Source organism: Orbaceae bacterium lpD02 (assembly GCA_036251875.1).
Classification (GTDB): domain Bacteria; phylum Pseudomonadota; class Gammaproteobacteria; order Enterobacterales; family Orbaceae; genus Orbus; species Orbus sturtevantii.
Window position 1 is genome coordinate 762,610 of sequence record CP133960.1, and the last position, 22,425, is coordinate 785,034.

Annotated in this window: 32 protein-coding genes; 24 read left to right on the forward strand and 8 right to left on the reverse strand. The window is 36.3% G+C overall.

Translation table 11 applies throughout. From position 1 onward, the window contains the following. Positions 1-10: 10 nt before the first annotated feature. Positions 11-250 carry a YdaS family helix-turn-helix protein gene (locus tag RHO12_03300; protein ID WVD66809.1) on the reverse strand — a complete coding sequence of 80 codons (240 nt, stop codon included), beginning with the start codon at positions 248-250 and terminating at the stop codon, positions 11-13. 137 nt (positions 251-387) lie between these two features. Between RHO12_03300 and RHO12_03305 the strand changes: the two genes are divergently transcribed. Further along, the gene (locus RHO12_03305) at positions 388-1,077 is read left to right on the forward strand and encodes a helix-turn-helix transcriptional regulator (GenBank protein WVD66810.1); all 690 of its coding nucleotides are present in this window, start codon (positions 388-390) and stop codon (positions 1,075-1,077) included. Between the two features lie 148 nt (positions 1,078-1,225). Further along, positions 1,226-1,369 (forward strand): hypothetical protein, encoded by a 144-nt coding sequence (locus RHO12_03310; GenBank protein ID WVD66811.1) that lies wholly within the window; start codon positions 1,226-1,228, stop codon positions 1,367-1,369. Between the two features lie 81 nt (positions 1,370-1,450). Here RHO12_03310 and RHO12_03315 read toward each other — a convergent pair whose 3' ends face one another. Then, on the reverse strand, positions 1,451-2,026 hold the full coding sequence (locus tag RHO12_03315; protein WVD66812.1) for a hypothetical protein: 576 nt from the start codon (positions 2,024-2,026) through the stop codon (positions 1,451-1,453). Positions 2,027-2,200: 174 nt separating this feature from the next. After that, positions 2,201-2,548 (reverse strand): hypothetical protein, encoded by a 348-nt coding sequence (locus RHO12_03320; protein ID WVD66813.1) that lies wholly within the window; start codon positions 2,546-2,548, stop codon positions 2,201-2,203. Between the two features lie 148 nt (positions 2,549-2,696). On the opposite strand from RHO12_03320, the gene RHO12_03325 reads away from it, so the two are divergent. From RHO12_03325 to yegQ, 19 genes are all read left to right on the forward strand, one after another. Next, complete coding sequence (locus tag RHO12_03325; protein ID WVD66814.1) at positions 2,697-2,822, forward strand: hypothetical protein; 126 nt, start codon at positions 2,697-2,699, stop codon at positions 2,820-2,822. A 14-nt stretch (positions 2,823-2,836) separates the two neighbouring features. Continuing rightward, positions 2,837-3,076 (forward strand): hypothetical protein, encoded by a 240-nt coding sequence (locus RHO12_03330; protein ID WVD66815.1) that lies wholly within the window; start codon positions 2,837-2,839, stop codon positions 3,074-3,076. A 7-nt stretch (positions 3,077-3,083) separates the two neighbouring features. Continuing rightward, positions 3,084-3,905, forward strand: a complete 822-nt coding sequence (locus tag RHO12_03335; GenBank protein WVD66816.1) for a PD-(D/E)XK nuclease-like domain-containing protein — start codon at positions 3,084-3,086, stop codon at positions 3,903-3,905. After that, positions 3,898-4,698 (forward strand): recombination protein RecT, encoded by an 801-nt coding sequence (recT, locus tag RHO12_03340; protein WVD66817.1) that lies wholly within the window; start codon positions 3,898-3,900, stop codon positions 4,696-4,698. Before RHO12_03335 ends, recT begins: the two co-directional genes overlap by 8 nt. A gap of 7 nt (positions 4,699-4,705) precedes the next feature. After that, positions 4,706-5,227 carry a DNA N-6-adenine-methyltransferase gene (locus tag RHO12_03345; GenBank protein WVD66818.1) on the forward strand — a complete coding sequence of 174 codons (522 nt, stop codon included), beginning with the start codon at positions 4,706-4,708 and terminating at the stop codon, positions 5,225-5,227. Continuing rightward, complete coding sequence (locus RHO12_03350; protein WVD66819.1) at positions 5,227-5,505, forward strand: hypothetical protein; 279 nt, start codon at positions 5,227-5,229, stop codon at positions 5,503-5,505. The genes RHO12_03345 and RHO12_03350 overlap by 1 nt, the downstream gene beginning before the upstream one ends. Beyond that, positions 5,474-5,704, forward strand: coding sequence for a hypothetical protein (locus tag RHO12_03355; GenBank protein ID WVD66820.1), 231 nt, complete (start codon positions 5,474-5,476; stop codon positions 5,702-5,704). The genes RHO12_03350 and RHO12_03355 overlap by 32 nt, the downstream gene beginning before the upstream one ends. A gap of 2 nt (positions 5,705-5,706) precedes the next feature. Continuing rightward, entirely contained in the window at positions 5,707-6,093 is a 387-nt protein-coding gene (locus RHO12_03360; protein WVD66821.1) for a hypothetical protein, read from the forward strand. Between the two features lie 435 nt (positions 6,094-6,528). Further along, positions 6,529-7,083 carry a hypothetical protein gene (locus RHO12_03365; protein ID WVD66822.1) on the forward strand — a complete coding sequence of 185 codons (555 nt, stop codon included), beginning with the start codon at positions 6,529-6,531 and terminating at the stop codon, positions 7,081-7,083. A gap of 192 nt (positions 7,084-7,275) precedes the next feature. Then, positions 7,276-8,130, forward strand: coding sequence for a DNA cytosine methyltransferase (locus RHO12_03370; protein WVD66823.1), 855 nt, complete (start codon positions 7,276-7,278; stop codon positions 8,128-8,130). A 2-nt stretch (positions 8,131-8,132) separates the two neighbouring features. After that, positions 8,133-8,987, forward strand: a complete 855-nt coding sequence (locus RHO12_03375; protein WVD66824.1) for a hypothetical protein — start codon at positions 8,133-8,135, stop codon at positions 8,985-8,987. 24 nt (positions 8,988-9,011) lie between these two features. Continuing rightward, positions 9,012-9,248 (forward strand): DUF3850 domain-containing protein, encoded by a 237-nt coding sequence (locus RHO12_03380; protein WVD66825.1) that lies wholly within the window; start codon positions 9,012-9,014, stop codon positions 9,246-9,248. Then, complete coding sequence (locus RHO12_03385; GenBank protein WVD66826.1) at positions 9,245-9,754, forward strand: hypothetical protein; 510 nt, start codon at positions 9,245-9,247, stop codon at positions 9,752-9,754. The genes RHO12_03380 and RHO12_03385 overlap by 4 nt, the downstream gene beginning before the upstream one ends. Then, positions 9,747-9,989 carry a hypothetical protein gene (locus RHO12_03390; GenBank protein WVD66827.1) on the forward strand — a complete coding sequence of 81 codons (243 nt, stop codon included), beginning with the start codon at positions 9,747-9,749 and terminating at the stop codon, positions 9,987-9,989. Before RHO12_03385 ends, RHO12_03390 begins: the two co-directional genes overlap by 8 nt. Then, positions 9,976-10,344, forward strand: a complete 369-nt coding sequence (locus RHO12_03395) for a hypothetical protein (GenBank protein ID WVD66828.1) — start codon at positions 9,976-9,978, stop codon at positions 10,342-10,344. Before RHO12_03390 ends, RHO12_03395 begins: the two co-directional genes overlap by 14 nt. Then, a complete protein-coding gene (locus RHO12_03400) occupies positions 10,334-10,546 on the forward strand; it encodes a hypothetical protein (GenBank protein ID WVD66829.1) in 213 nt (70 codons plus the stop codon). Before RHO12_03395 ends, RHO12_03400 begins: the two co-directional genes overlap by 11 nt. After that, a complete protein-coding gene (locus RHO12_03405) occupies positions 10,539-10,742 on the forward strand; it encodes a hypothetical protein (GenBank protein ID WVD66830.1) in 204 nt (67 codons plus the stop codon). The genes RHO12_03400 and RHO12_03405 overlap by 8 nt, the downstream gene beginning before the upstream one ends. A gap of 174 nt (positions 10,743-10,916) precedes the next feature. Then, positions 10,917-11,966, forward strand: coding sequence for a site-specific integrase (locus tag RHO12_03410; GenBank protein WVD66831.1), 1,050 nt, complete (start codon positions 10,917-10,919; stop codon positions 11,964-11,966). 85 nt (positions 11,967-12,051) lie between these two features. Continuing rightward, on the forward strand, positions 12,052-13,428 hold the full coding sequence (gene yegQ / locus RHO12_03415) for a tRNA 5-hydroxyuridine modification protein YegQ (GenBank protein WVD66832.1): 1,377 nt from the start codon (positions 12,052-12,054) through the stop codon (positions 13,426-13,428). A gap of 42 nt (positions 13,429-13,470) precedes the next feature. Here the strand turns inward: yegQ and proA are convergent, their stop codons facing one another. From proA to gpt, 4 genes are all read right to left on the reverse strand, one after another. Next, positions 13,471-14,727 (reverse strand): glutamate-5-semialdehyde dehydrogenase, encoded by a 1,257-nt coding sequence (gene proA / locus RHO12_03420; protein ID WVD66833.1) that lies wholly within the window; start codon positions 14,725-14,727, stop codon positions 13,471-13,473. A gap of 17 nt (positions 14,728-14,744) precedes the next feature. Continuing rightward, entirely contained in the window at positions 14,745-15,845 is a 1,101-nt protein-coding gene (proB, locus tag RHO12_03425; protein ID WVD66834.1) for a glutamate 5-kinase, read from the reverse strand. A gap of 26 nt (positions 15,846-15,871) precedes the next feature. Continuing rightward, entirely contained in the window at positions 15,872-17,143 is a 1,272-nt protein-coding gene (locus RHO12_03430) for an alpha/beta hydrolase (protein ID WVD66835.1), read from the reverse strand. Positions 17,144-17,215: 72 nt separating this feature from the next. Beyond that, the gene (gene gpt, locus RHO12_03435; protein WVD67376.1) at positions 17,216-17,647 is read right to left on the reverse strand and encodes a xanthine phosphoribosyltransferase; all 432 of its coding nucleotides are present in this window, start codon (positions 17,645-17,647) and stop codon (positions 17,216-17,218) included. Positions 17,648-17,905: 258 nt separating this feature from the next. On the opposite strand from gpt, the gene RHO12_03440 reads away from it, so the two are divergent. Both RHO12_03440 and RHO12_03445 read left to right on the forward strand, forming a co-directional pair. Continuing rightward, on the forward strand, positions 17,906-19,369 hold the full coding sequence (locus RHO12_03440) for an aminoacyl-histidine dipeptidase (protein WVD66836.1): 1,464 nt from the start codon (positions 17,906-17,908) through the stop codon (positions 19,367-19,369). A gap of 173 nt (positions 19,370-19,542) precedes the next feature. Continuing rightward, complete coding sequence (locus RHO12_03445; protein WVD66837.1) at positions 19,543-20,292, forward strand: tetratricopeptide repeat protein; 750 nt, start codon at positions 19,543-19,545, stop codon at positions 20,290-20,292. A gap of 21 nt (positions 20,293-20,313) precedes the next feature. Here RHO12_03445 and RHO12_03450 read toward each other — a convergent pair whose 3' ends face one another. Then, entirely contained in the window at positions 20,314-21,510 is a 1,197-nt protein-coding gene (locus RHO12_03450) for an MFS transporter (GenBank protein WVD66838.1), read from the reverse strand. Positions 21,511-21,612: 102 nt separating this feature from the next. Between RHO12_03450 and RHO12_03455 the strand changes: the two genes are divergently transcribed. Beyond that, complete coding sequence (locus RHO12_03455) at positions 21,613-22,347, forward strand: copper homeostasis protein CutC (GenBank protein WVD66839.1); 735 nt, start codon at positions 21,613-21,615, stop codon at positions 22,345-22,347. Positions 22,348-22,425 lie beyond the last annotated feature (78 nt).

Below are 22,425 nucleotides of genomic sequence, written 5' to 3' on the forward strand. Positions count from 1 at the left end.
CACGATGCCACTAATTGGATTTAGTGGCTTTTTTTCTTACCGGAAACAAATCTGGCAAATCTGGTCTTATCTCGCTAGCATTAACCTGTCCCTTTGTCGCTTTAACAATTAATAAAACCTTTTGTGGAGAGGGCTTAGCTTTATTGTGTAACCATTTCCAGACACTTGACTGGGCAGTTTTAGTCGCTTTACCAAGCGCATATTGACTTCCCGTGATAGAAATACATTTTTCTATTGCTTTATTTATCATGTTAAATCTCTTCTAATCGCTTTGGCGGTATATTATTTCATTGTGACATAATTGTCAATCGCTTTGGCTATTTTACTTTTCAATAGCCTAGGCTATAATTTAAACAGATAATCGAATAACAAAAAAAGGAATATGAAATGACGTTTGCAGATAGGCTAAATAAAGCTATGTCCTTGAAGGGCTACACTCAAGGTAAACTTGCCCAAAAAGTCGGTATGGCTCAGTCGAGTGTTTGGAAATTAACATCAGGAGAGGCAAAATCCTCAAGAAGAATAATAGACATTGCAGCAGCATTAAATATTAATCCTACATGGCTATCAACAGGCGAAGGGGTAATGGATGCAGATGTAGTAAAGTTGTCTGAATTAAAGTATAACCAAGCATCCGAATGGGATAGTAATACACCACTTCATGATGATGAAGTCGAGGTGCCTTACTTTAAATCTATTGAGCTAGCAGCAGGACATGGTGCGGTAAGTGGTGAAGACTATAATGGACATAAATTAAGATTTGGAAAATCTTTTTTCAGGCGAAAAGGGGCGCAAAAAGAAAATGTTATCTGCTTTCCTGTTTATGGAGATAGTATGGAGCCCAAAATTCCGAACGGATCAACTGTTGCTGTTGATTCAGGAAAAAAAGACGTTATTGATGGTGATATATATGCAATATGCCAAGGTGATTTATGCAGATTAAAGAGGCTTTACCGAATGCCAAATAATAAGATAAGAATTAATTCATTTAATTCAATTGATCACCCTGATGAAATAGACGATATTTCTAATATCCAAATCATTGGCAGAGTTTTTCATTATGCCGTAGAACTTTAAAGCAATACAACTTAATCCGCCTAGTGCGGTTTTTTCATACCTAAAATTTATCTCACACCTCTTTATCGTTTAAAAAATAACCAATCAATCGCTTTTTGAAAAATATTAATCGCTTTGGCTATTGACTATAATAATCGCTTTGGCTATTATGTGCACATCAACACGAAACAACAAACAAGTTGATCGCTCTTTAAAAATTAGAAAAGTCGAAAGTAACGTAAAAGCCGCCAAGTCTGCGAAGAATAGTACCAGCAGTGCGAGTAAAGGTTATTACCCAGCAAATCGAACATAGCGCCGAATATGTAACCTCGTCGGATGACGTAAAAGTATTTAGGCAAAAGGGATAAAAGGTAACCTGCTTTATGATTAGACTTTATGACAAATTAATAAATAGCAGACTTAAAGCAATTCTGATTTTTTCTTGTTCTTTAATAGATGAATTACTATGCACTCTTTCAATATGAGCATCAATAATATTTTTGAATATAGATTGACCACAGAATAAACAATTTTTCTTAATTTCTTTAATTCTGTGAATTTTAGCGTTGATAGTTTTTTTAGTTTTATTTTGTTTGACTAAATTTTTTTTATCAAACAAACAAGGGATATGCTCGGTATTATCTTTTATTTCTTTACCACAAATATTACAAACTTGTTTTTTTAGAGTTGATTTTATATCCTTAGGAAATCTCTCTTCTAGCTTTGCAATTACTTTATTACTTTTTTGTTTTATGGTTTTTTTGTCACTAGCAAGAATTCTTTTAACAATTTCATCATCTGACAGGCTCTTCCGCTTTCGTGAGACTTTGTTAATTTTAACAAATGCTTCCCCCTGCCCTGTAGGGATTCTAGATTCACTTACTGAATCAATATAACCCCAACCACCACAGATATAGCAGTTTGGATTATTTCCACCACAAGAACACGGTTTTTTAAGTAATTCAGACATAAGTTAAACCACATAAAAATGAAAAGCTAATTATTAACTAGTGAGCGATAAAAATCAACGTATATCAAAACTCTGCTCTAGAGATAAATGAGCATTCAAATCCGATAGCTTTCAATGAGAGCTATCTAGTTTGATAATAAGTGAGGTGGCTTTGGTTATACCAACTATTATAATTTATAAAAAAATCAATGCTTTTAATATTGAAGGCACGAATTTTACAGCAAAAAGTAATGTAACTAAGACGGTTAAAATTTGCAAAACTAAGGCAACAACACTCCAAAATGTCTTACCTTTGTTTTTTATTATGGAGTAAATCCCCATACAAATTATTATCGATAAGAATACTTTTATAACAATAATAACTAGTAATATAGAAGCTGATAATTTAGTAGGCCCATAGACATTAAATAAGAAAAGTCTAAGTAAAGAAGTTAAAAGTACCCCATTAATTAACCACCCAAATCCCCAAAAAATAGCCGCTAAGCTAAACTCACCGTTAGCAAGTTTTTTTAATACACCCATATAAACCTCAATATAATTTTTGAGGCGAATTATATACTTAAAAACGTACCATTCACAAACCCATTTACGAGTGGTTTTCTGAATTATTACGTTAGTCCTCAACTCCGCCAGTGAATAAAGTAGCTGGCTTTTTTACAGGTGAAAGATTATGAGAAATAGAACTAAGTACAAGAAAGGCGTAAATAGCGCCTTTTTTAATGCCTGCGGAGTGATAGCGGTATTTGCATTATGCTGCTTCACTATTTATCAAATGATGGTTGTAGCAACTAATTGAGGTGATTTATGAGTATGTCATACGGTCAAATGATGGATAAAGAAGATAGAGCACAAGAAATTGATCTAGAAATAGAATCAATCCTTTTAGAGCTAGAGAAAACATTATCATCACGCGGATATGTTGTCGATGAAGATTCAAGATCTTTGCTTAATGATGCCGTAGACCTACTTGTAAATGACAAATATACGGTGCGAGGTTTTAGAAATATGACTCTAGCGCAATACGATCAAGCATATCAAGATGCAATTTAGGAGATAGATGATGAAGCAAGGCATCTATTATGACCTTAGTAATGAGGATTATCACTCTGGCGAGGGCGTTAGTAAGTCTCAGCTTGATTTTATAGCTGAATGCCCTGCCCTTTATCAATGGTCCAAATCTGCACCAGTAGATAAGAATAAAGTGCCATCGCTTGATATGGGTACCGCTTTCCACTGTCTACTACTTGAGCCTGACGAATTTAATAAACGATTCCTAATTCCTAAGCCTATAAATATGCGGACCAATGCAGGTAAAGAAGAATATGCAGAGTTGATAAAGAGAGCGGAAGAACTTAATCAAACACTTATCACAAGTGAGGACCACGCAAAATTAATGCTAATGCGTGACAGTGCCATGGCCCACCCATTAGCTAAGTGGATTATCGAAGCTAAAGGAAAAGCAGAGGCATCTATTTATTGGGCTGACAGCGACACGGATATTTTGTGTAGATGTCGTCCTGATAAATTTATAGAGCAATTTAATTGGGTTGGTGATGTGAAAACCTCAGCAGATATTAATAGATTTAACGCTCACTCCTATGATTTCCGATATCACGTTCAAGACGCTTTTTATAGTGATGGGGTTAAATCACTCACAGGAGAAAAGCCTAGATTTATTTTCTTAGTTGTGAGTACGACGATTAATTGTGGCAGATACCCTGTAAAAACATTCGAATTTGATGATATAGCAAAAGATATCGGTAGGATCTCATATAAATCGAACTTACAAACATTAAAGCAATGCTTAAATGATGGTGAATTTCCAGCATTGCAAACTTTATCACTGCCCTATTGGGCCAAGGAGTTAAAAAATGACTGAACAAAATCAACCACCTATTGCACAAGCTGATTTAAACAAAAACCAAGTTGCAACGCAGCAAAAAAAACCTGAAACATTAACTGACCTAATTAACTCACCAAAAATTAAAAACCAGTTCGCTATGGCCCTGCCTCGGCACATGAATTCCGATCGAATGGCAAGGATTCTTACAACCGAGTTACGAAAACTTCCTGCTCTTGGAAAGTGTAATTTACAGAGTTTTCTAGGCGCAGCGGTTCAATGTTCGCAATTAGGATTAGAACCAGGAGGCGCACTAGGCCATGCTTATCTATTACCATTTGGAAATGGCAAAGCTGATGATGGAAAGCCTAACGTTCAGTTAATTATTGGTTACCGAGGAATGATTGACTTAGCTAGACGGTCCGGCCAGATAATCAGTATATCAGCGAGGACGGTTCGAGAGGGTGACGATTTTAACTTTGAATACGGGCTTGAAGAATCATTAAAGCACACCCCTAAAGCTGACGATGACGCACCCATTACTCATATTTATGCTGTTGCTAAGTTAAAAGACGGCGGTGTTCAATTTGAAGTTATGACAAAAAGCCAAATCGATAAAGTAAAGGAAACCAGTAAAGCTGGTGATACTGGCCCATGGAAAACATATTACGAAGAAATGGCGAAGAAAACAGTTATTCGTCGATTATTTAAATACCTACCAGTATCCATTGAAATTCAAAAAGCTGTCGTATTAGATGAAAAAGCCGAAGCAGGAATTAGTCAAGACAATGACATGGTCCTAGATGGTGATTTTAACGTAATAAACCAATGAGGCAAATATGGCTATAACGAATAAATCCAACACATCAAAAGAAACTAAAGACTTTTGGCGTACTAGTCCTGAGTTAGTTAATGATGCATTAAAATTACTTAATATTTATATGTTTGATGTAGATATTTGTTGTACTTCTTACAATGAAAAGATAAGCAAAGCATTAAAATTTATCTCAGAAAAAGATGACGCGCTCGAATTAACCGATTGCTGGTTTGATAGAGGTAGTTACTCTTTTATTAACCCCCCTTTTTCCAAAAAATGGATTTTCTTTAATGCTGCGGTTGAAGTGGTCAATAAAACAAAAAAGAACATATTAATGGTTATGCCCTACACACCATGTACCAAAGAATGGCACGAAAATGTTCACAGTACAAATTGCATTATTTACGTTCCAGACGGCCGCTATCAATATCTGTTACCTGATGGAACTAAGCCGAAAAACTCATGCAACTTTGAAACATGCTTAGTGCTTATTGTTCCGTTTAAATGCGGCAATGTAATAGTTAATTATAAGAGAGGTTTGTAATGGGTGATACAGTAAAACTACAACTTGGTTATTCACCATTAACTAATAAAATTTATTTAGCAAAAATGAAAGACTTTGGCAATGGTACAAAAGTGCGTATTGGTAAAGAACGTCAAGACGTTACTAATGAAGCGGCTATGATGGTTTGGGAGCTTGTCCGTGATAATGGCGGATCTATTCATTGGGAATTAGATGATGGCACGGCAATGGTTTTAAAAGCTGAATTTTTAAATGAGGATGGAAAAAATGAAACAAGCTACAAAACTAAATTGGCGTGATGCTAGCAAAGAGTTGCCAGAATTAGAGTTTAATGACGATGAAGTTATCACCCTGCATAAAAGTGGTTGGGTATCTCTTTTGCATCATGATAAAAAGGGGTTTTACTTTATGTGCGGTGATGAATCTAGGGACTACTCAGATGATAAAGATATAACACATTTTTTGTATTTGTCTGACATCCCACTACCAGAGGAATGATTATGAAATATTTTAGTTATGATCCGCTAGATGGCGAATGGGGTTTTGAATTACATAGCACAGCAGAACAAGCAAAAAATAGAGCTGCGTTAGCCCTTCAATATGCATACGATGATAACTATTTTGTTGTGTTTTTTCTGACAATAGAAACTTCATTTTCAAGCTCTAAAATACGCCTTAGTACCTTTTCTTTATCTATATATTTTTTCAATTCATACCATACACAATACTTAGAATATAGGCATACCGAGGCAATACCCAAAAAGCAGCCTATAAGCAATGGCGGAAAGAAAGCTTTTATAGAATACGGCAATAAGTACTTTATTATTGAATCAAAAGAATGCCCTGTTTCTAAAAAATACATAATAGCTTCCTTATTAAATAAATAAAACCAACCTACTATTACGCAAGCTAATAGCGTAGCCACTATTAACGTTATCATAAAGGGTATGTAATTGATTTTTTTATCATTCGTGTAGTTAACTATTTTAATAATTGAAGTAAGCATTTTTTTTTCTTGTGTAACTCGCACAACCATCTCCTAAAGGAAAAATAACTTATGTCTTTAAATCTCGGCCCAAAGGGAAAGATATTAAATTTATTATATAAATCATCTTTTGTATATATTAAATGGATTTATAAAAATTACATTCTATTTAATAGCTAATTTAGTTCCAATAAAATCTACTGTTGTAGATTTCGATGATCATGTGCATTTTTGAGTTATACATAATTTAATTTTAAAGCCGCCTAGTGCGGTTTTATTTTACAAATTTCAATTTTAAGATAAAATTATCTGTTTGATTTTTTTGGATAATAACCTTATGAATAAAATAATAATATTACTGCTTTCTTGTTTTTTATTACAAGGATGCAACGCTATTGGTAATGCAATTCATGGTGCTTTAACTGGAACCGATTTATATAGATCTGACGTAAAAGCAAGTCATTGTGAATTAGAAAACGATCGATGCGTAAATGAAAAAATAATTAAAGACTCTTCACTGGTTCTTCAAATACCTCATTCCGGTGATTATTCTGTTTATTTAATTGATGCGGCCTATACATATGTACTTTCAACAATGTATATGCCATATGATAAATTTAATGATAGATTTAAAGATATACTCAAATTTGTCAGATGGGCCGACTCACCTGAATCAAATAGAGAAAATAAACCTAATATAGATTATGAGTATTTTCATCTTTATTTTGATAATCAAAATACTCCATACATAGCAACAAGAAACGAAATTACGTCTTTTTTTAGTACAAAATATGAATATGTTTTATTTGATAAAGAGCAAGCTAGTGAGTTATTGAAAGAGCTTTTATACATAAAAATAATGCTTGATAAAATAAAAAATAAATCTAAGTAAACTAACCGCTCATGTAGCGGTTTTTTAACCCCCAAAATCTGTTGATAACTCATGTATCAACATCCTAAAACTTATACTTAGCAAGCAACTAACAACCTGATTAATTATCATACGTAATTAGGTATAACCTATTATTTTAACTAAATAACCTTGTCACGCCAATCAATCGGTGTGCATTGCTATGGAGTAAATATGAATGTCTTATCACTATTCGACGGCATATCATGCGGTCGAGTTGCGCTTGAGAGAGCAAATATTAAAGTAAACAAGTATTACGCATCAGAGATAGATAAATACGCAATCCAAGTAAGTGATAATAATTACCCTAGTATTATTCGCCTTGGTGACATTAATAATTGGGAATCTTGGGATATTGATTGGGCTAGTATTGATTTAATTCTTGCCGGCTCTCCGTGCCAGGGTTTTAGTTTTGCTGGCAAACAATTAGCGTTTAATGATAAGCGTTCAGCTTTATTCTTCCGTTTTGCAGAGATATTAGAAAACATAAAATCATTAAATTCTAATGTTAAATTCTTACTCGAAAATGTTCGCATGAAAAAAGAGTTTGAACGCGTTATAACGTCAGTTGTTGGTGTTGAACCGATAATGATTAATAGTAATTTAGTGAGTTTTCAAAATAGAGAACGCCTGTATTGGACTAATATTCCAGACATATCAATTCCAGAAGATAAGAACATTTCATTTCAAGATTATAAAGATACTAATTTTGACTATTGCTCTCAATTTAAAGTTAACCAAACAGCATCACGATTAAAGATGTGGGGAGAGGGGGTGAGAGGCAATTGCCCGAATGTAACAAATAGAAATAAAGTTAATTGCATAACACTAAAGCAAGATAGGCACAAAAATAGTGGATTAATTGAATTTGATGGATTTTGCAGATATTTGACACGAAGAGAATTAGAGTTATCTCAAACACTAGACATAGGTTATACCGATGGCGTCTCATACGGACAAGCATGTAAAACGATTGGTAACGCCTGGACAGTAGATGTTATCGCTCACATATTATCAAGCATGGAGTAAATATGAAAAAATCAACGCGGAATTTTATTCCAATGCGGCAATTTAAGTATAACCCTGATCGGTTGAATGTTGACTCTTCAGGTGGAGGAACGCAGTCAAACGCTTTAATCTGTATGATGCATGCTGGAATAATCCCAAAGTCAGACATTATAGTGATGTCTGACACAGAACGCGAAGCTTCAAATGTTTTTGAGTATCAGAAAAAATATATTCAACCGCTTTGCGATGACATGGATGTTGAGTATGTAATTATTCCAAAATCAAAATATGCAACATTTGACCTGTATTCTAGTAATGGTGATGTATTGCCTGGTTATTATAGTGTTGCAAATGGTAGAAATAATAACGGTTATTGCACTGGTAAAAAGCCAGCTTTTTGTTCTGATAAGTGGAAACGAGAAGTCATTCAGCGATATCTAAACGAACGATTTGGCCAAAAATATCTTACCGAACGCGGAGTTGATATGTGGATGGGTATTAGCATTGAAGAAGCTAAAAGACGAGCAAAGGTCACAATAGGAAAGTGGCAGCGTCGATATCCACTTGTTGAAATGATGATAACCAAACAAATGTGCATTCAGTTTGTTGAAGATTATGGATTACCAACTCCCCCACCTTCATTGTGTTGGATGTGCCCGAACCGCGATGATAACCTCTGGCTTTATATGAAAGAAAATTGTCCTGATGACTTTTTGAAAGCCTGTGAGCATGAGAAGGAAATACAAAAAGAACAACCTCATCTTTATCTTACAAAATACGGAGTACCTCTCTCAGAAGCACCGCTGACTAAAATTGATGGCAAAAATTCTCAGATGGATTTAATTCAGTTCTGCGATACAGGAATGTGTTTTGTGTGAATAACTATTATCACGGAGTTAAATATGATTCACGAACTAAAAATATTACCCGAATGGTTTGGCCCTGTTAAATCAGGCGCTAAAAAATGCGAGGCTAGAGTAAACGACCGCGATTACAAAGTCGGCGATACATTGATTTTAAATGAGTGGGATTTGAACTTTACGGGCGAGAAAGTTAACGCTTTAGTTACTCACATTCTTGATGATGAGCAATACACACAACCAAACCACATAATTATGTCAATAGAGGTGATTAAGTGAAAGAGATTAAACGATATAGCCTTGAGTATGAAAATTTTCGACCAATGATTACAGGAGAAGAGCCTCAAAAACTATACGTTGGAATGATGCCTAATAACTATGGTGATTGGGTAACGTGGGGTGAACACAGAGGAAAAATAGAACAACTCCAAGCAAGAATAAAAGAGCTTGAAAGCGAGTTAAAAACAACAGCAGAATGCGTAAAAGAAATAGTAGAAAAAGACTTGCAATTACTGTGCAGTGAAATTTTATTTAGTGATGTAGTCGGTATGGGTGAGCAATATCAGCAACTATCTGACATAGTCTCTAACTATTTACGCAGACATACCAAGCATTACTCATCATCAAAAAATGTTATCAATGAGATTAAAGCTCAGGGTATTGAAGAGGCAATTAGTAAATCAATTGTAACGTATCAATTAGATTTCACACCAGACGATACTATTCGAGCGTATAAAAAATCACTTAAAGAGTACGTAAAAATATTAAGGGGCAATGATGACTAAAGTATCAAGCCAATTCTTACATGACACTATACCGCAGTCGAGAGATTGTGGTTGTGCTAGATGTCAAATGCTTGAAGTTAAAATTGAGCAGTTACAGAAACGTATGCAAGGTTGGGACAAAGCAATCAATGAAGTAAAAATTGAAGCGTTGGAAGAGTTAATAACTAAACAAACAATATCCGTTTTTGATATTGAGAAAAGAATTGAGGAGCTTAAAAGTAATGAACAAATATAGCGAAATGAGTGATTTTGAGGTTAATAAAAAAATAGCAAACCTCCTTGGGTTTAAAAATATCACAAAAAGCAGCAATCAAGAAATTTTGGTTGAATCTGTATCTTGTGGTTATGGTGGATTTAAAACCGTAATTATAGGAAAAAATTATTGCTCTTATTATCCTGATGCTTTTAATTTAATGATTGATAACAATATCAGCTTAACCGCTCTTGCATACTCAAATAAAACTGAATGGTCAGCTAGTGCATTTAACTCTACAGGAAATAAATTTATCGCTAATAGCATAAACCCCTGCCGAGCTATAGCAGAATGTTACTTACTTATGAAAGATGCGGAGAAAGATAATGGAGATTAAACTATTGCCATGCCCTTTTTGTAAAAGTACTGATTTAGCGGTTGATGATATTGACTATCGATTTAATGAGGATATTCCTGAAGAATTTGGAGATAGAATTTACTATGCCGTAGTTTGCTTTAACTGTAACGCTAGAGGTAGCGAAAAAGAAAGCGAAATACTATCAAAATTAACTTGGAATCGTGGAAGTGGCAATGGCTGATATAGCAGACGAAGCAAATGAATGTGTACAAAGAGCTATGGATAGCGCTCTAAATAATAAAATACCGGAAAATGCATCTTATTATCAATTGTGTAGATATTGCAAAGAGCCAACACCTGACGGCTATCCGTTTTGTAATGATAAGTGCTGTAATGATTTTGAAAGGTTAAATAAATATGGAGCTAATAACGCTTAAACAAGCAACTCGCATAACTTCCCTCTCTTATACATATCTATACGAAAACCGCAAAAAACTAGGATTTTTTCAACTGCTGGAAAAAGGAAAATGGTTAGCTGATAAAAAAACGCTTGAAGAAAAACTAAAAGGCGTTAATAATTCCGATCGGCTAACCTCTAAGGAGGTAATAAAATGTCAATTAAAAAACGCGGTGATACGTGGCACATTGACATCGTCGCGCCAGATGGCTCAAGAGTTAGGCGATCTACTGGTACGTCAGAAAAAAGAAAAGCACAAGAATATCACGACAAGCTGAAGCATGAACTGTGGGAAGTTTCTCGACTCAATAAAAAGCCGGAAAGGTTATTCCAAGAAGGTGTTATCTTATTTTTGAAAGATGGGCTGGGGCAAAGTAACTATAACTATAAACAACTAAAGGCAGAGTATTTTTTATCATACTTTAAAGATAGGGCATTATCTTCAATTTCTGGAGAGGAAATACTTTTAAGCCTGCCAAAAGTTAATATGTTAAATGGTAAATTAGTATCAAACGCAACAAGAAATCGTTACAGGTCCGACATTATAAGGATTTTTTCTCTCAGTCACAAGATGGGCTGGATTGATTCAGTTCCATTTGTTCCGACCGAAAAAGAACCTAAAGTTAGGGTTAGGTGGATAACGAAAGAAAAAGCAGCGTTATTACTAAAAAACATTAAAATTGATTGGCTATATAATGTATGTTTTTTTGCTTTATCTACTGGTGCTAGACAAAATGAGATATTGTCATTAACTTGGCATAATGTTGATTTTGTAAATAAACTAGCAACGGTTACAGCTGAAAATGCAAAATCAGGTCGAGCAAGATCACTACCATTAAATCAATCCGCAATAGACTTACTAAGAGGACTTAGGTTTAAAAGTAGTGATGGGTACGTCTTTACTAGAAAAAATGGAAAGAGGGTTAGCAAAATAGACCACAGGCTTTTTCAGTTAGCAGTGAAAGAATCAGAAATTAATGATTTTAGATTTCACGATCTGCGCCATACTTGGGCAAGTTGGCATGTTCAAGCTGGAACACCTCTTTATACATTAAAAACTATGGGCGGCTGGGAGAGCCTAGAAATGGTAAATAAATATGCTCATTTAAATGCTGAACATATGATAGAATATTCTAACAATGTCACATTTACGGCACAATCAGCTGGTGTGTCACAAATATTCAAAGAAGTAATTAGTTATTAATCTTTATTAATTAATGCTTTGTAACAAACTAACGCCTATTTTAAAAAGTTAGTTCACTGACCTGGAATCAGAGGCATTTTATTAAATGAAAACTCAATATTTAAAACCCGAGCTGCTATCCCCTGCTGGCTCGCTTAAAAACATGCGCTATGCATTTGCTTACGGCGCCGATGCAGTATATGCAGGGCAACCACGTTATAGCTTACGTGTGCGTAACAATGAATTTAATCATGAAAATTTAGCCATCGGTATTAATGAAGCGCATGCGCTTGGCAAAAAATTTTATGTTGTTGTCAATATTGCGCCCCATAATTCAAAGCTGAAAACATTTATTCGCGATTTAAAACCGGTTGTGGATATGCAACCTGATGCATTTATTATGTCTGATCCGGGCTTAATTATGTTAGTACGTGAACATTTCCCTGCAATGGAGATCCATCTTTCGGTTCAATCAAACGCGGTTAACTGGGCAACGGTAAAATTTTGGCATCAAATGGGGTTAACCCGTGTGGTGTTATCTCGAGAACTCTCATTAGATGAAATCAGTGAAATTAGACAGCAAGTACCTGAAATGGAACTGGAAGTATTTATCCATGGCGCATTATGTATGGCTTATTCTGGTCGCTGTTTGCTATCTGGTTATATCAATAAACGCGATCCTAACCAAGGTACCTGCACCAATGCTTGCCGTTGGAAATACAACATTACCGAAGGTAAGGAAGATGAGACAGGGCAAATTGTTCATAAACATGAACCGATTGCGATCACAAAAATCGAGCCTACACTTACAACCAGTAATACTACCGACCAAGTTTTTATGCTGGAAGAGTCTGGCCGCCCTGGCGAGTATATGCAAGCTTTTGAAGATGAACATGGTACTTATATCATGAATTCGAAAGATCTTAGAGCTATTGAACTAGTCGAAGATCTGACAAAAATCGGGGTGCATTCACTAAAAATTGAAGGTCGAACAAAATCATTCTACTACTGCGCTCGCACAGCACAAGTCTATCGCCGAGCTATCGATGCAGCTGCGGAAGGTAAACCTTTTGATCCTAGTTTACTTATTGAACTTGAGTCGCTAGCTAATCGCGGCTACACTGAAGGCTTTTTGCGTCGTCATAATCATGAAGATATGCAGAATTATATTCATAGCCATTCGGTATCAGAGCGTCAGCAGTTTGTCGGTGAATTTAGTGGCCAGCGACTAAATGGTCTTGCGGAAGTCATTGTAAAAAACCGATTTTCAGTTGGAGATAGTGTTGAAATGATGACACCTAATGGCAATATTCAGTTTATTATTGAAAGCATGCAAAATAAGAAAGGCCAAGATATCACTTCTGGACTTGGCGATGGGCATATAGTCTATTTACCAATAGCCGATGAGATTTCGCTCGAATTTGCGTTATTGATGCGTAATTTTCCTGATGGAGCAACAACCGATAATCCTCAAAGTAAATAGCAACAAGGCGACCTATGTCGCCTTGATTTTTTGCAGATAAAACTAATCTCGAATTAAATCATCACCATAGCCAACCCATTTATAGGTGGTTAAAGCCTCAAGCCCCATCGGTCCTCTGGCATGAAGTTTTTGGGTACTCACTGCGACCTCAGCACCGAGTCCAAATTGCGCACCATCAGTAAAACGAGTTGATGCATTGACATATACTGCTGCTGAATCAACTAAGTTAACAAATTTTTCTGCATTAGCTAAACTGCGGGTTAAAATTCCGTCTGAATGTGCACTGCCATATTCACGAATATGGCTGACTGCATGCTCTAATGAATCGACAATCACCACATTAAGATCTTTTGCTAGCCACTCTTGCCGCAGCTCCTCATCTGTAACGACGGAAACATTAGCCGGCAATCCTTTTAATATCGCAAACGACTCTGGATCAGCATGTAAAACCACCGCGTTATCAGCCATAGCTTGACTTAATTTTGGTAAAAATTGTTTGGCAATATTTGCATGAACAAGTAATGTTTCAAGCGTGTTGCACGTACTCGGCCGCTGAGTTTTAGCATTAATAATAATTGGTAGTGCCTTGGCAAAATCCATACTTTCGTCGACAAAAAGATGGCATACACCAATTCCCCCAGTAATGACGGGAATAGTTGATTGTTCACGGCATAACTTATGTAATGCGGCTCCGCCACGCGGAATAATCATATCAACATACTGATCGAGTTTAAGTAACTCATTAATATACTTACGATCAGGGTCATTTATTGATTGTATAGCTGTTGTCGGTAATTTAGATTGTGCAAGAGCATGTTGAATAATATCAATCATCGCTTTATTAGTGTGAACCGTCTCTTTGCCACCGCGCAAAATGGCTGCATTGCCAGTTTTTAGACATAATGACGCAATATCAATAGTAACATTTGGTCTTGCTTCATAAATAACGCCAATCACACCTAATGGTACTCTATGGCGCTGCAATTTTAAGCCACTGCCTAATATACTGCCATCAATAACTTCTCCAACGGGATCAGTTAACATTGCGACTTTCCTAACATCATTAGCGATACTAATTAATCGATCACCCGTTAGCAATAACCGATCTAATACTGCTGCACTAAGCGCATTGTCTTGTGCATTTTGTATATCGCGTTGATTGGCGGCTAAAATAGACTCACTTTTTTGCTCGAGTAAATCGGCAATACCGTTTAATGCGGCATTTTTTTGAGACGTAGTACATTGAGATAACTGAAATGCAGCTTGTTTCGCTGATTTACCTATTTCGACTAAGCCCATTTACTATTTCCTTAAGTTTATTTAACTATCATATCATCACGATGAACCGCAACAGGCCCATACTCGTAACCGATCAATTGAGCAATATCTTGTGAATGATGGCCTGCAATTTGTCTTAACGCATCACTATTATAACGAGAAACGCCTCGTGCAATACTCACCTTTTTTTGGTCGCAAATATCAACAACTTCGCCGCGTGAGAAATCACTGACAACGCCAACGATACCTTTAGGCAAGATAGAGCGGCCTTGATGTAAAATAGCATTAACGGCGCCATCATCAAGAATAATAGTCCCCGCTGGTGGTGCACCGAATAACCAGTGCTTACGATGTTCAAGAGGTGTTTTTTTCGCAATAAAACGGCTACCAACGGCAATATTATTAGCAATATCGACAATAACATTAGCCCGACTACCTGCTGCAATAACGACCTCAATACCCGCTTTACCGGCGATTTCTGCCGCTTGTAATTTTGTTCCCATCCCGCCTGTACCTAACCCTGAAACGCTGTCACCTGCCATCGATTTTAATGTAGTATCAATCGTTTCAATCTCAGTAATTAATTTGGCGCTAGGATCTTTTCGTGGATCAGCTGTAAACAGGCCTTCTTGATCCGTCAATAAAATTAGTTTATCGGCCTGAGCTAAGATCGCCGCGAGTGCTGATAAATTATCGTTATCACCCACTTTAATTTCAGCCGTTGCAACCGCATCATTTTCGTTAATAACCGGTATAATTTGGTTTTCAAGCATCGCTTTTAAAGCATCTTGTGCATTAAGAAAACGTTCACGATCTTCTAAATCAGCCCGAGTTAATAACATCTGGCCAATAAAAATATTATAAATAGAAAACAGCTGCTCCCATAATTGGATTAATTTACCTTGCCCTACTGATGCGAGTAGCTGTTTTGACGCAACCGTTTTAGGGAGATCGGGATAATTGAGCTCCTCACGGCCTGCCGCAATCGCCCCCGAGGTAACAACAATTATTTTATGTCCTTGCTGATGCAATAGGTGACACTGCCGAACTAACTCGACAATTTTAGAACGATCTAATTTTTTAGAACCGCCCGTTAATACACTGGTGCCAAGCTTTATTACAATAGTCTGTTGTTTCATTTTACAACCGTTTAATTGTTTATCTATTATTGAATTAACGCTTCAATCCATTTCGCTGACTGAGCAGATGATTGTTTTAAACTCTCTTTTAAAGAGAGTGCTTTTAGTTGAACTAATGAAACTTTTTTACTCGATGTTATGAGCTTGATCTCGTCGAGAGAACTCATAACATCTCCTTCGTAGTGAATATTTAATATGGGCACTGAACACGGTCTTGCTAATAAGCCCTGCTCTTTTAATGAAAAGAATTTTAGCTCCGCCATCAATTGTTGATCGGAAATATTGTTAAGGCCTAAACGACTGGCAATGATATCGCGATAGATTGGCGGTAATGTTATCTGCATTTGATAATCGGTAAATAGTTGATGCAAAATAGGCGCAACATTAATAACACCTCTAATTTTATTCGGCATTAAATAAGCCAACCTTGTTGCAATATTGCCACCAAATCGGTGACCAAACAAAATGATATTATCATAATCAATTAAGGGTACCGTTTTAATCTGCTCAAGTATTGACTGATGGATTATACTGGTATTTTGCGACAGGTTAAATTGACGACTAAAACCAATAGATGGAGTATCAACCGTTAATAGTCCCACGCCAAGAGGCGCTAAATATTGCGAAAAAAAAGAGTAGAAATCAATTTGCAAATTACTTAATCCTGCGCACAAAAATACTACAGGACAAGCTTTTGGGGTATCATTAATTTTTAATGGTGTATGCAAAATCGTTTTCACTGTTTTATTATCAACCATAAAATCAAATTCTTTAATTTGATATTCACAATGATTGATTGCTTCGCGGTAATAGCGGTTAGCAAACATTTGTGCTTGATTAGCCAACTCATCATTACGATAATAAGGATAGCTAGCCAAGCTAGCAAATAAGCTTGCCGTTAACCATGCTTTATGACAGTCAGTTTTCACGAGGGATTCATCATTAGATGGCTGACATTTTTCAGCTTTTTGCTGCCATATTACCGCTTGCGCTAAAAACTCATAAATCCAGTTACCCGCTTGATAGCCAATGACAGTATCTAACCATTGCTCATGGCTATGTTTACGCGTTGATGCCGCAATACGCGATAAAACGTCTTCAACGTCAAGCAAGGGGAGCCCCCGCCAATACCAAGCTAACCGATTTATGATACGGTACCAATTGTGACGATTTTCACCATCAAGAACAGAGCCCGCTTGGTAACCAAACGAACCGCTACGCTGAATTAAAGATGATGTTTCAGGATAATCAAACTTAGGTTTAAATAATTGTTCAGATAAATTCTTATTCGCAGCCATAATGGTTATACTCAAAATCAATACAGATAATGGTGGAACGCATCAAAATAGCACCGTAAAGTACTATCTATGTTATTTATTATCACTTAATGGTAAAACAAAACTGATCCCGGTATCCCAAGGTTGCTCAATCCAAGTATCTTGAGGAATATCGATAACATAATCATCAACAAGTGGTTTTCCTGCTGGCTTGGCAAAAATGGTAACAAAGCGTGCTTTAGGGTACATATCACGAATAGTATGAGCGGTTCCGCCAGTATCAACTAAATCGTCGATAACAATAAATCCTTCACCATCACCTTCAGCGTGTTTTAAAATTAATTTTTCTCGTTGATGGTTATGGTCATAACTTGAAATACAGATCGTATCGACATAGCGGATACTTAATTCTCGCGCTAAAATTGCAGCTGGAACGAGTCCGCCTCGACTAACCGCAATAATGCCTTTCCATTGACTGGCCGGTAATAAGCGAGCCGAAAGCTCCCGACCATGCATTTGTAACATATCCCATGTTACTGTGTATTTTTTCTTTTCAGCAATTTGCTCGGCTTTGATTTGCTTTTTTGCCTTAATTTCTTCTTGCAATGATTCTTCTTTTGTTAACATAATGACCTACAATTTTAGATAGTGGAGCAGATTGAATAATCGTAAATCAATAAATTACGATATCAATACGCCCAAAATGAATGTAAAATTGCACCTAATTATAGAGTGAGTAGTAAATAAAAACTACTAATTTATTGATAGAATATAGAGGTTCTTATGATTTCTTCTTTGCCACCAAAGTCACTTTGGACTATTTTTGACCATATTTGTCAAATTCCCCACCCTTCTCATCATGAACAGATGATCACTAAATATATCGTCGATTTTGCTGCAACTCATAAAATTGATTGCCAATTAGATAAAGTAGGCAATATTTTGTTAACCAAAGCGGCTAGCAAAGGAATGGAACATTATCCTTCTATCGCGCTCCAAGCTCATATGGATATGGTTCCGCAAAAAAATGAAAACACTATTCATGATTTTTTGATCGACCCAATTAAGCCCTACATCGATGGTGAATGGGTAAAAGCGCAAGGTACAACGCTTGGGGCGGATAATGGGATCGGGCTGGCCTCTGCGCTAGCCGCGTTAATCGATCCGACAATCGAACATGGTCCACTCGAAGTATTGGTAACCACCTCTGAAGAAACTGGCATGTTTGGTGCTTTTGGTTTACAACCTAATTGGTTAAAAAGTCGTTTTTTAATTAATACTGACTCAGAAAAAGAAGGCGAAATATTTACGGGTTGCGCTGGTGGAGTAGATTTTAAATCAAGTTTTCCAATTACCTATGCCGTTATTCCAGACAATCAGGACACATTTTTACGCCTATCACTAAAAGGATTGAAAGGCGGCCATTCAGGCTGTGACATCCATTTAGGTAGAGGCAATGCAATTAAATTGTTAATTCGCTTTTTAGCCGAATATGCACAAGATATCCCATTTAGGCTCTCTAACTTCTCTGGTGGAACCCTACGCAATGCAATTCCACGCGAAGCATTTGCTGAAATCACCCTCAATCGAAAAGACTTACCGACCTTCGATACGCTTATTAAGCAGTTTCAACAAATATTACAAAATGAATTTAACCATGTAGAACCGAATATTACGCTTATTTATAGTGAACTTGAAAAAGCTAACGTTAAGCGCATCATTACGGCGGAACAGCAGCAAAAAATACTGAATTGGCTAAATAGTGCGCCAAATGGCGTAGTTAGAATGAGTAATGATATCCAAGGCGTGGTTGAAACATCGTTAAATTTAGGAATTGTCGAGATCAAAGATAATCAAATCGCGGCTTATTTTTTAATTCGCTCGCAAGTTGATTCCGCCAAAGATGCGGTCGTGTCATCATTAATGTCTCATAGTCAATTAATCAGTGCTAATTATGAAATAAACGGCGGTTATTCCGGGTGGACGCCTAACCTAGAATCAAAGTTACTGAAACTGGCCGAAAATAGATATCGTAATATTTTTGACCAAAACGCTAAAATAATGGTGATCCATGCTGGGCTTGAATGTGGGTTATTCACCAAAAATTATCCCTATATGGATATGATTTCGATCGGACCAACCATTGTATCGCCCCACTCTCCTGATGAAAGAGTCAATATTCATTCCGTTGAAAAATATTGGCAGCTACTACTCTCAATTCTAAAATCAGCAGATCAATTAGTTTAGTCACAAACTGCTTATCGACAATGAAGGGGCTTAAATGCCCTTTTATTTTAGCAAATAATATTCGTTACAATATTACTGCAATGCTTCAATTTAATATAAATTTTCGTTATTAAAAAATCTATGTTAGATTTATGCTTATTCGCATTATACTTCTACTACTATAGGTTTACGTTATGCCATTTATTGGAATTGGACTGAGTACTATTATTGCCATCTGCTTTGCGATACATGCAATACGATCTGGGCAAGGTTATTATTGGCTGTTTATCCTGTTTTTCTTCCCTTTTCTTGGTAGCATTGTCTATTTTTTTGCTATATTTCTGCCTTCGCTACGTAATACGCGTTCAGCTTATCAAATTGAATCTAAAGTTCGTAACATCTTAAGTCCTGGTAAAGAGTTGAAAGCAGCACAAGATGCAATTGACATATCACCAACTGTAGACAATCAAGTTCGCTTAGCAAAAGCCCTGGTTGATAACAACCGTCCGCAAGAAGCCATTGGTTATTATCAACAAGCATTATCGGGGATTTATAAAACGGCCCCAGATATTTTATTAGCCTATGCTTATGCCTTATTCAAAACCAATAATTACCTTGAAGCTAAAAATACCTTAGAATATTTAAGCCAAACCAATCCTAATTACCGTTCCGACCAACGTAATTTACTCTATGCTAATACCTTGGCGAAGTTAGGCGAAAAAGAACAAGCAAGAGAACAATATAAAGCATTAATCGATTATTACCCAAGTTTAGATGCATTATCGCAATATTTGCAAACATTAGTTTACTGGCAAGAATTTACCGAAGCTAAAAAACTAATCGATGATTATGAACGAAGATTAAAGCTGATGCCAAAACACGTTAAAAGACTTAATTCACAGTGGATCAAAGAGATTGAAGAGTTAAAAACCAAATTGAAATAACGTTTGTCTAGCAGTTAAATTTTATTTAACTGCTTTGACCTGAGTGCATAATACTAACGAAACGATTAACATACCAAGCCCAATCCAATAAATGGCATGATGACCATAAAGATCTGAAATAATGCCCTGAATTAAGCCGCCAATGATAACACTACATGTTACGGCATTAGTAAATAGCGTCGATGCAATACCAACACTATGTGGTAATAAATCCTGAAAATAGATAATGCCAATATTTGCAACAACACCGATAAATAAGGCATTAAAAATTTGTAATCCAAGCAAGGCAAATTGATTATCAAAAATAATCAGCCCAATATAAAACAGCAATCCACATATCACAGCAAAAAAGATTAAATTACGCTTGCCAATAAAAGGAACTAAATAACCCGCTATCAACATAACTGGAATTTCAATTCCAGCTGCCAGCCCCATCATCTTACCTGGTAACGAGCTTGATAAATGTAATACTTTATCGACGTATAATGGCATATCAATCATATACATCATGTTAGCCGTCCACATACATACCGTTGCCAAAAAGAGGAACACCACACTGCTATTTTTGATTAGTGCTTCATTGGCATCGCCAAGTGCTGGTGTTGCAGCATATTGTGGAGCGGGATTACGTTCGACCGAGGGTAAGAACAGCATAATGACAATAATTGCCAATAGATACATTGCCGTAGCACTTAAGTACATGGTAGTAAACCCATAATTAATCGCTAAAGCGAATGACAGCGGAGGACCAATTACCCATGCCAATGATAGTTGTGCTCTAATTAAAGAATTAAATGCCACAACATTACGTCCTGTTTTTATCGCATACTCCCGAGCTAAGGCAAAAATTTGCGGCATAGCGGCTGAAGCGAGTGCCGCAAAGAAAACACCGACAGTAATTAAAATAAAATAGTAACGCGTGAAAGCGAACGTAATGCTATTGAAAATGCCCATACAGCAGCAAAATATAACAATATAACGCCGCTGGCCTTTTTGATCTGAATATTTAGCGAGTAAAAAACTACCGATAATACTCGCTATCGCATTTATAGAATAAAATGTCCCCACCAAGATAGGCGCAGCTTTAATTTCATCAGATAAAAAACGACTTAATGTCGGCGACTGTAATGCGCCGGCTATACCTGTAATAAAAGTGCTAATTAGAAATGCAGTGAAAATTATTATTTTTTTCTGTCGAAATGCTGAATCATAAAACATATTAGATCTACTCAAGTTAATCTCGCTCATGATAGCCGTGTATTGTGTAACGAGACGCGATATAATAAAATTCATACTATACTTTTTTATGATTTTATCAATATGAAGCTTGAAATCTGCTGTTATAGCATTGATGACGTGATGATTGCTCAGCAAAACGGTGCTGATCGTATTGAGTTTTGTGCGGGCCGCAGCGATGGCGGCTTGACGCCAAGTTACGGCGATTTATTACAATTATCTCAACTAAATTTAGCCATTCCGATCCATCCAATCATTAGACCTCGAGGTGGAGACTTTTATTATAGCCAAACAGAGATTAGCACCATGATTCATGATATTGAACTGGTACGCGAGCTTAATTTTGCGGGTGTCGTGTTTGGCGCCTTGACACTATCGGCAACACTAGACATTAAAAACTTAAGTCGTTTAATCAATGCAGCTAAAGGTTTATCGCTTACCTTTCATCGTGCTTTTGACGTCTGTAAACATCCATTAATGGCGTTACAGCAACTACAAACATTAGGTTTTCATCGTTTACTAACATCGGGACAAAAAGCGACTGCCACAGCAGGAATTAAATTAATTGAACAGCTTAATCATTATAGCGAACATTTAACTATCATGCCCGGATGTGGCGTTAAATCGAGTAACCTACAACGCTTTATTGATATAGGCCTAAGTGAATTTCACTCATCGGCAACTAAAGTGATGCCATCGCCTATGTTGTATCAAAATAGTGAGGTGAACATGAGTCATACAAAACAAAATGAGTCGCTTTGTTACACAATAGATAGTGATGAAGTAAAAAAAATGAAAAAATTAATGATTAAAGACTAAATATGTAATATAAATTAGCTAAATTGCTTATTTACATAATACGATTATTGGAAATAATAAGAGATAAGTCACACTATG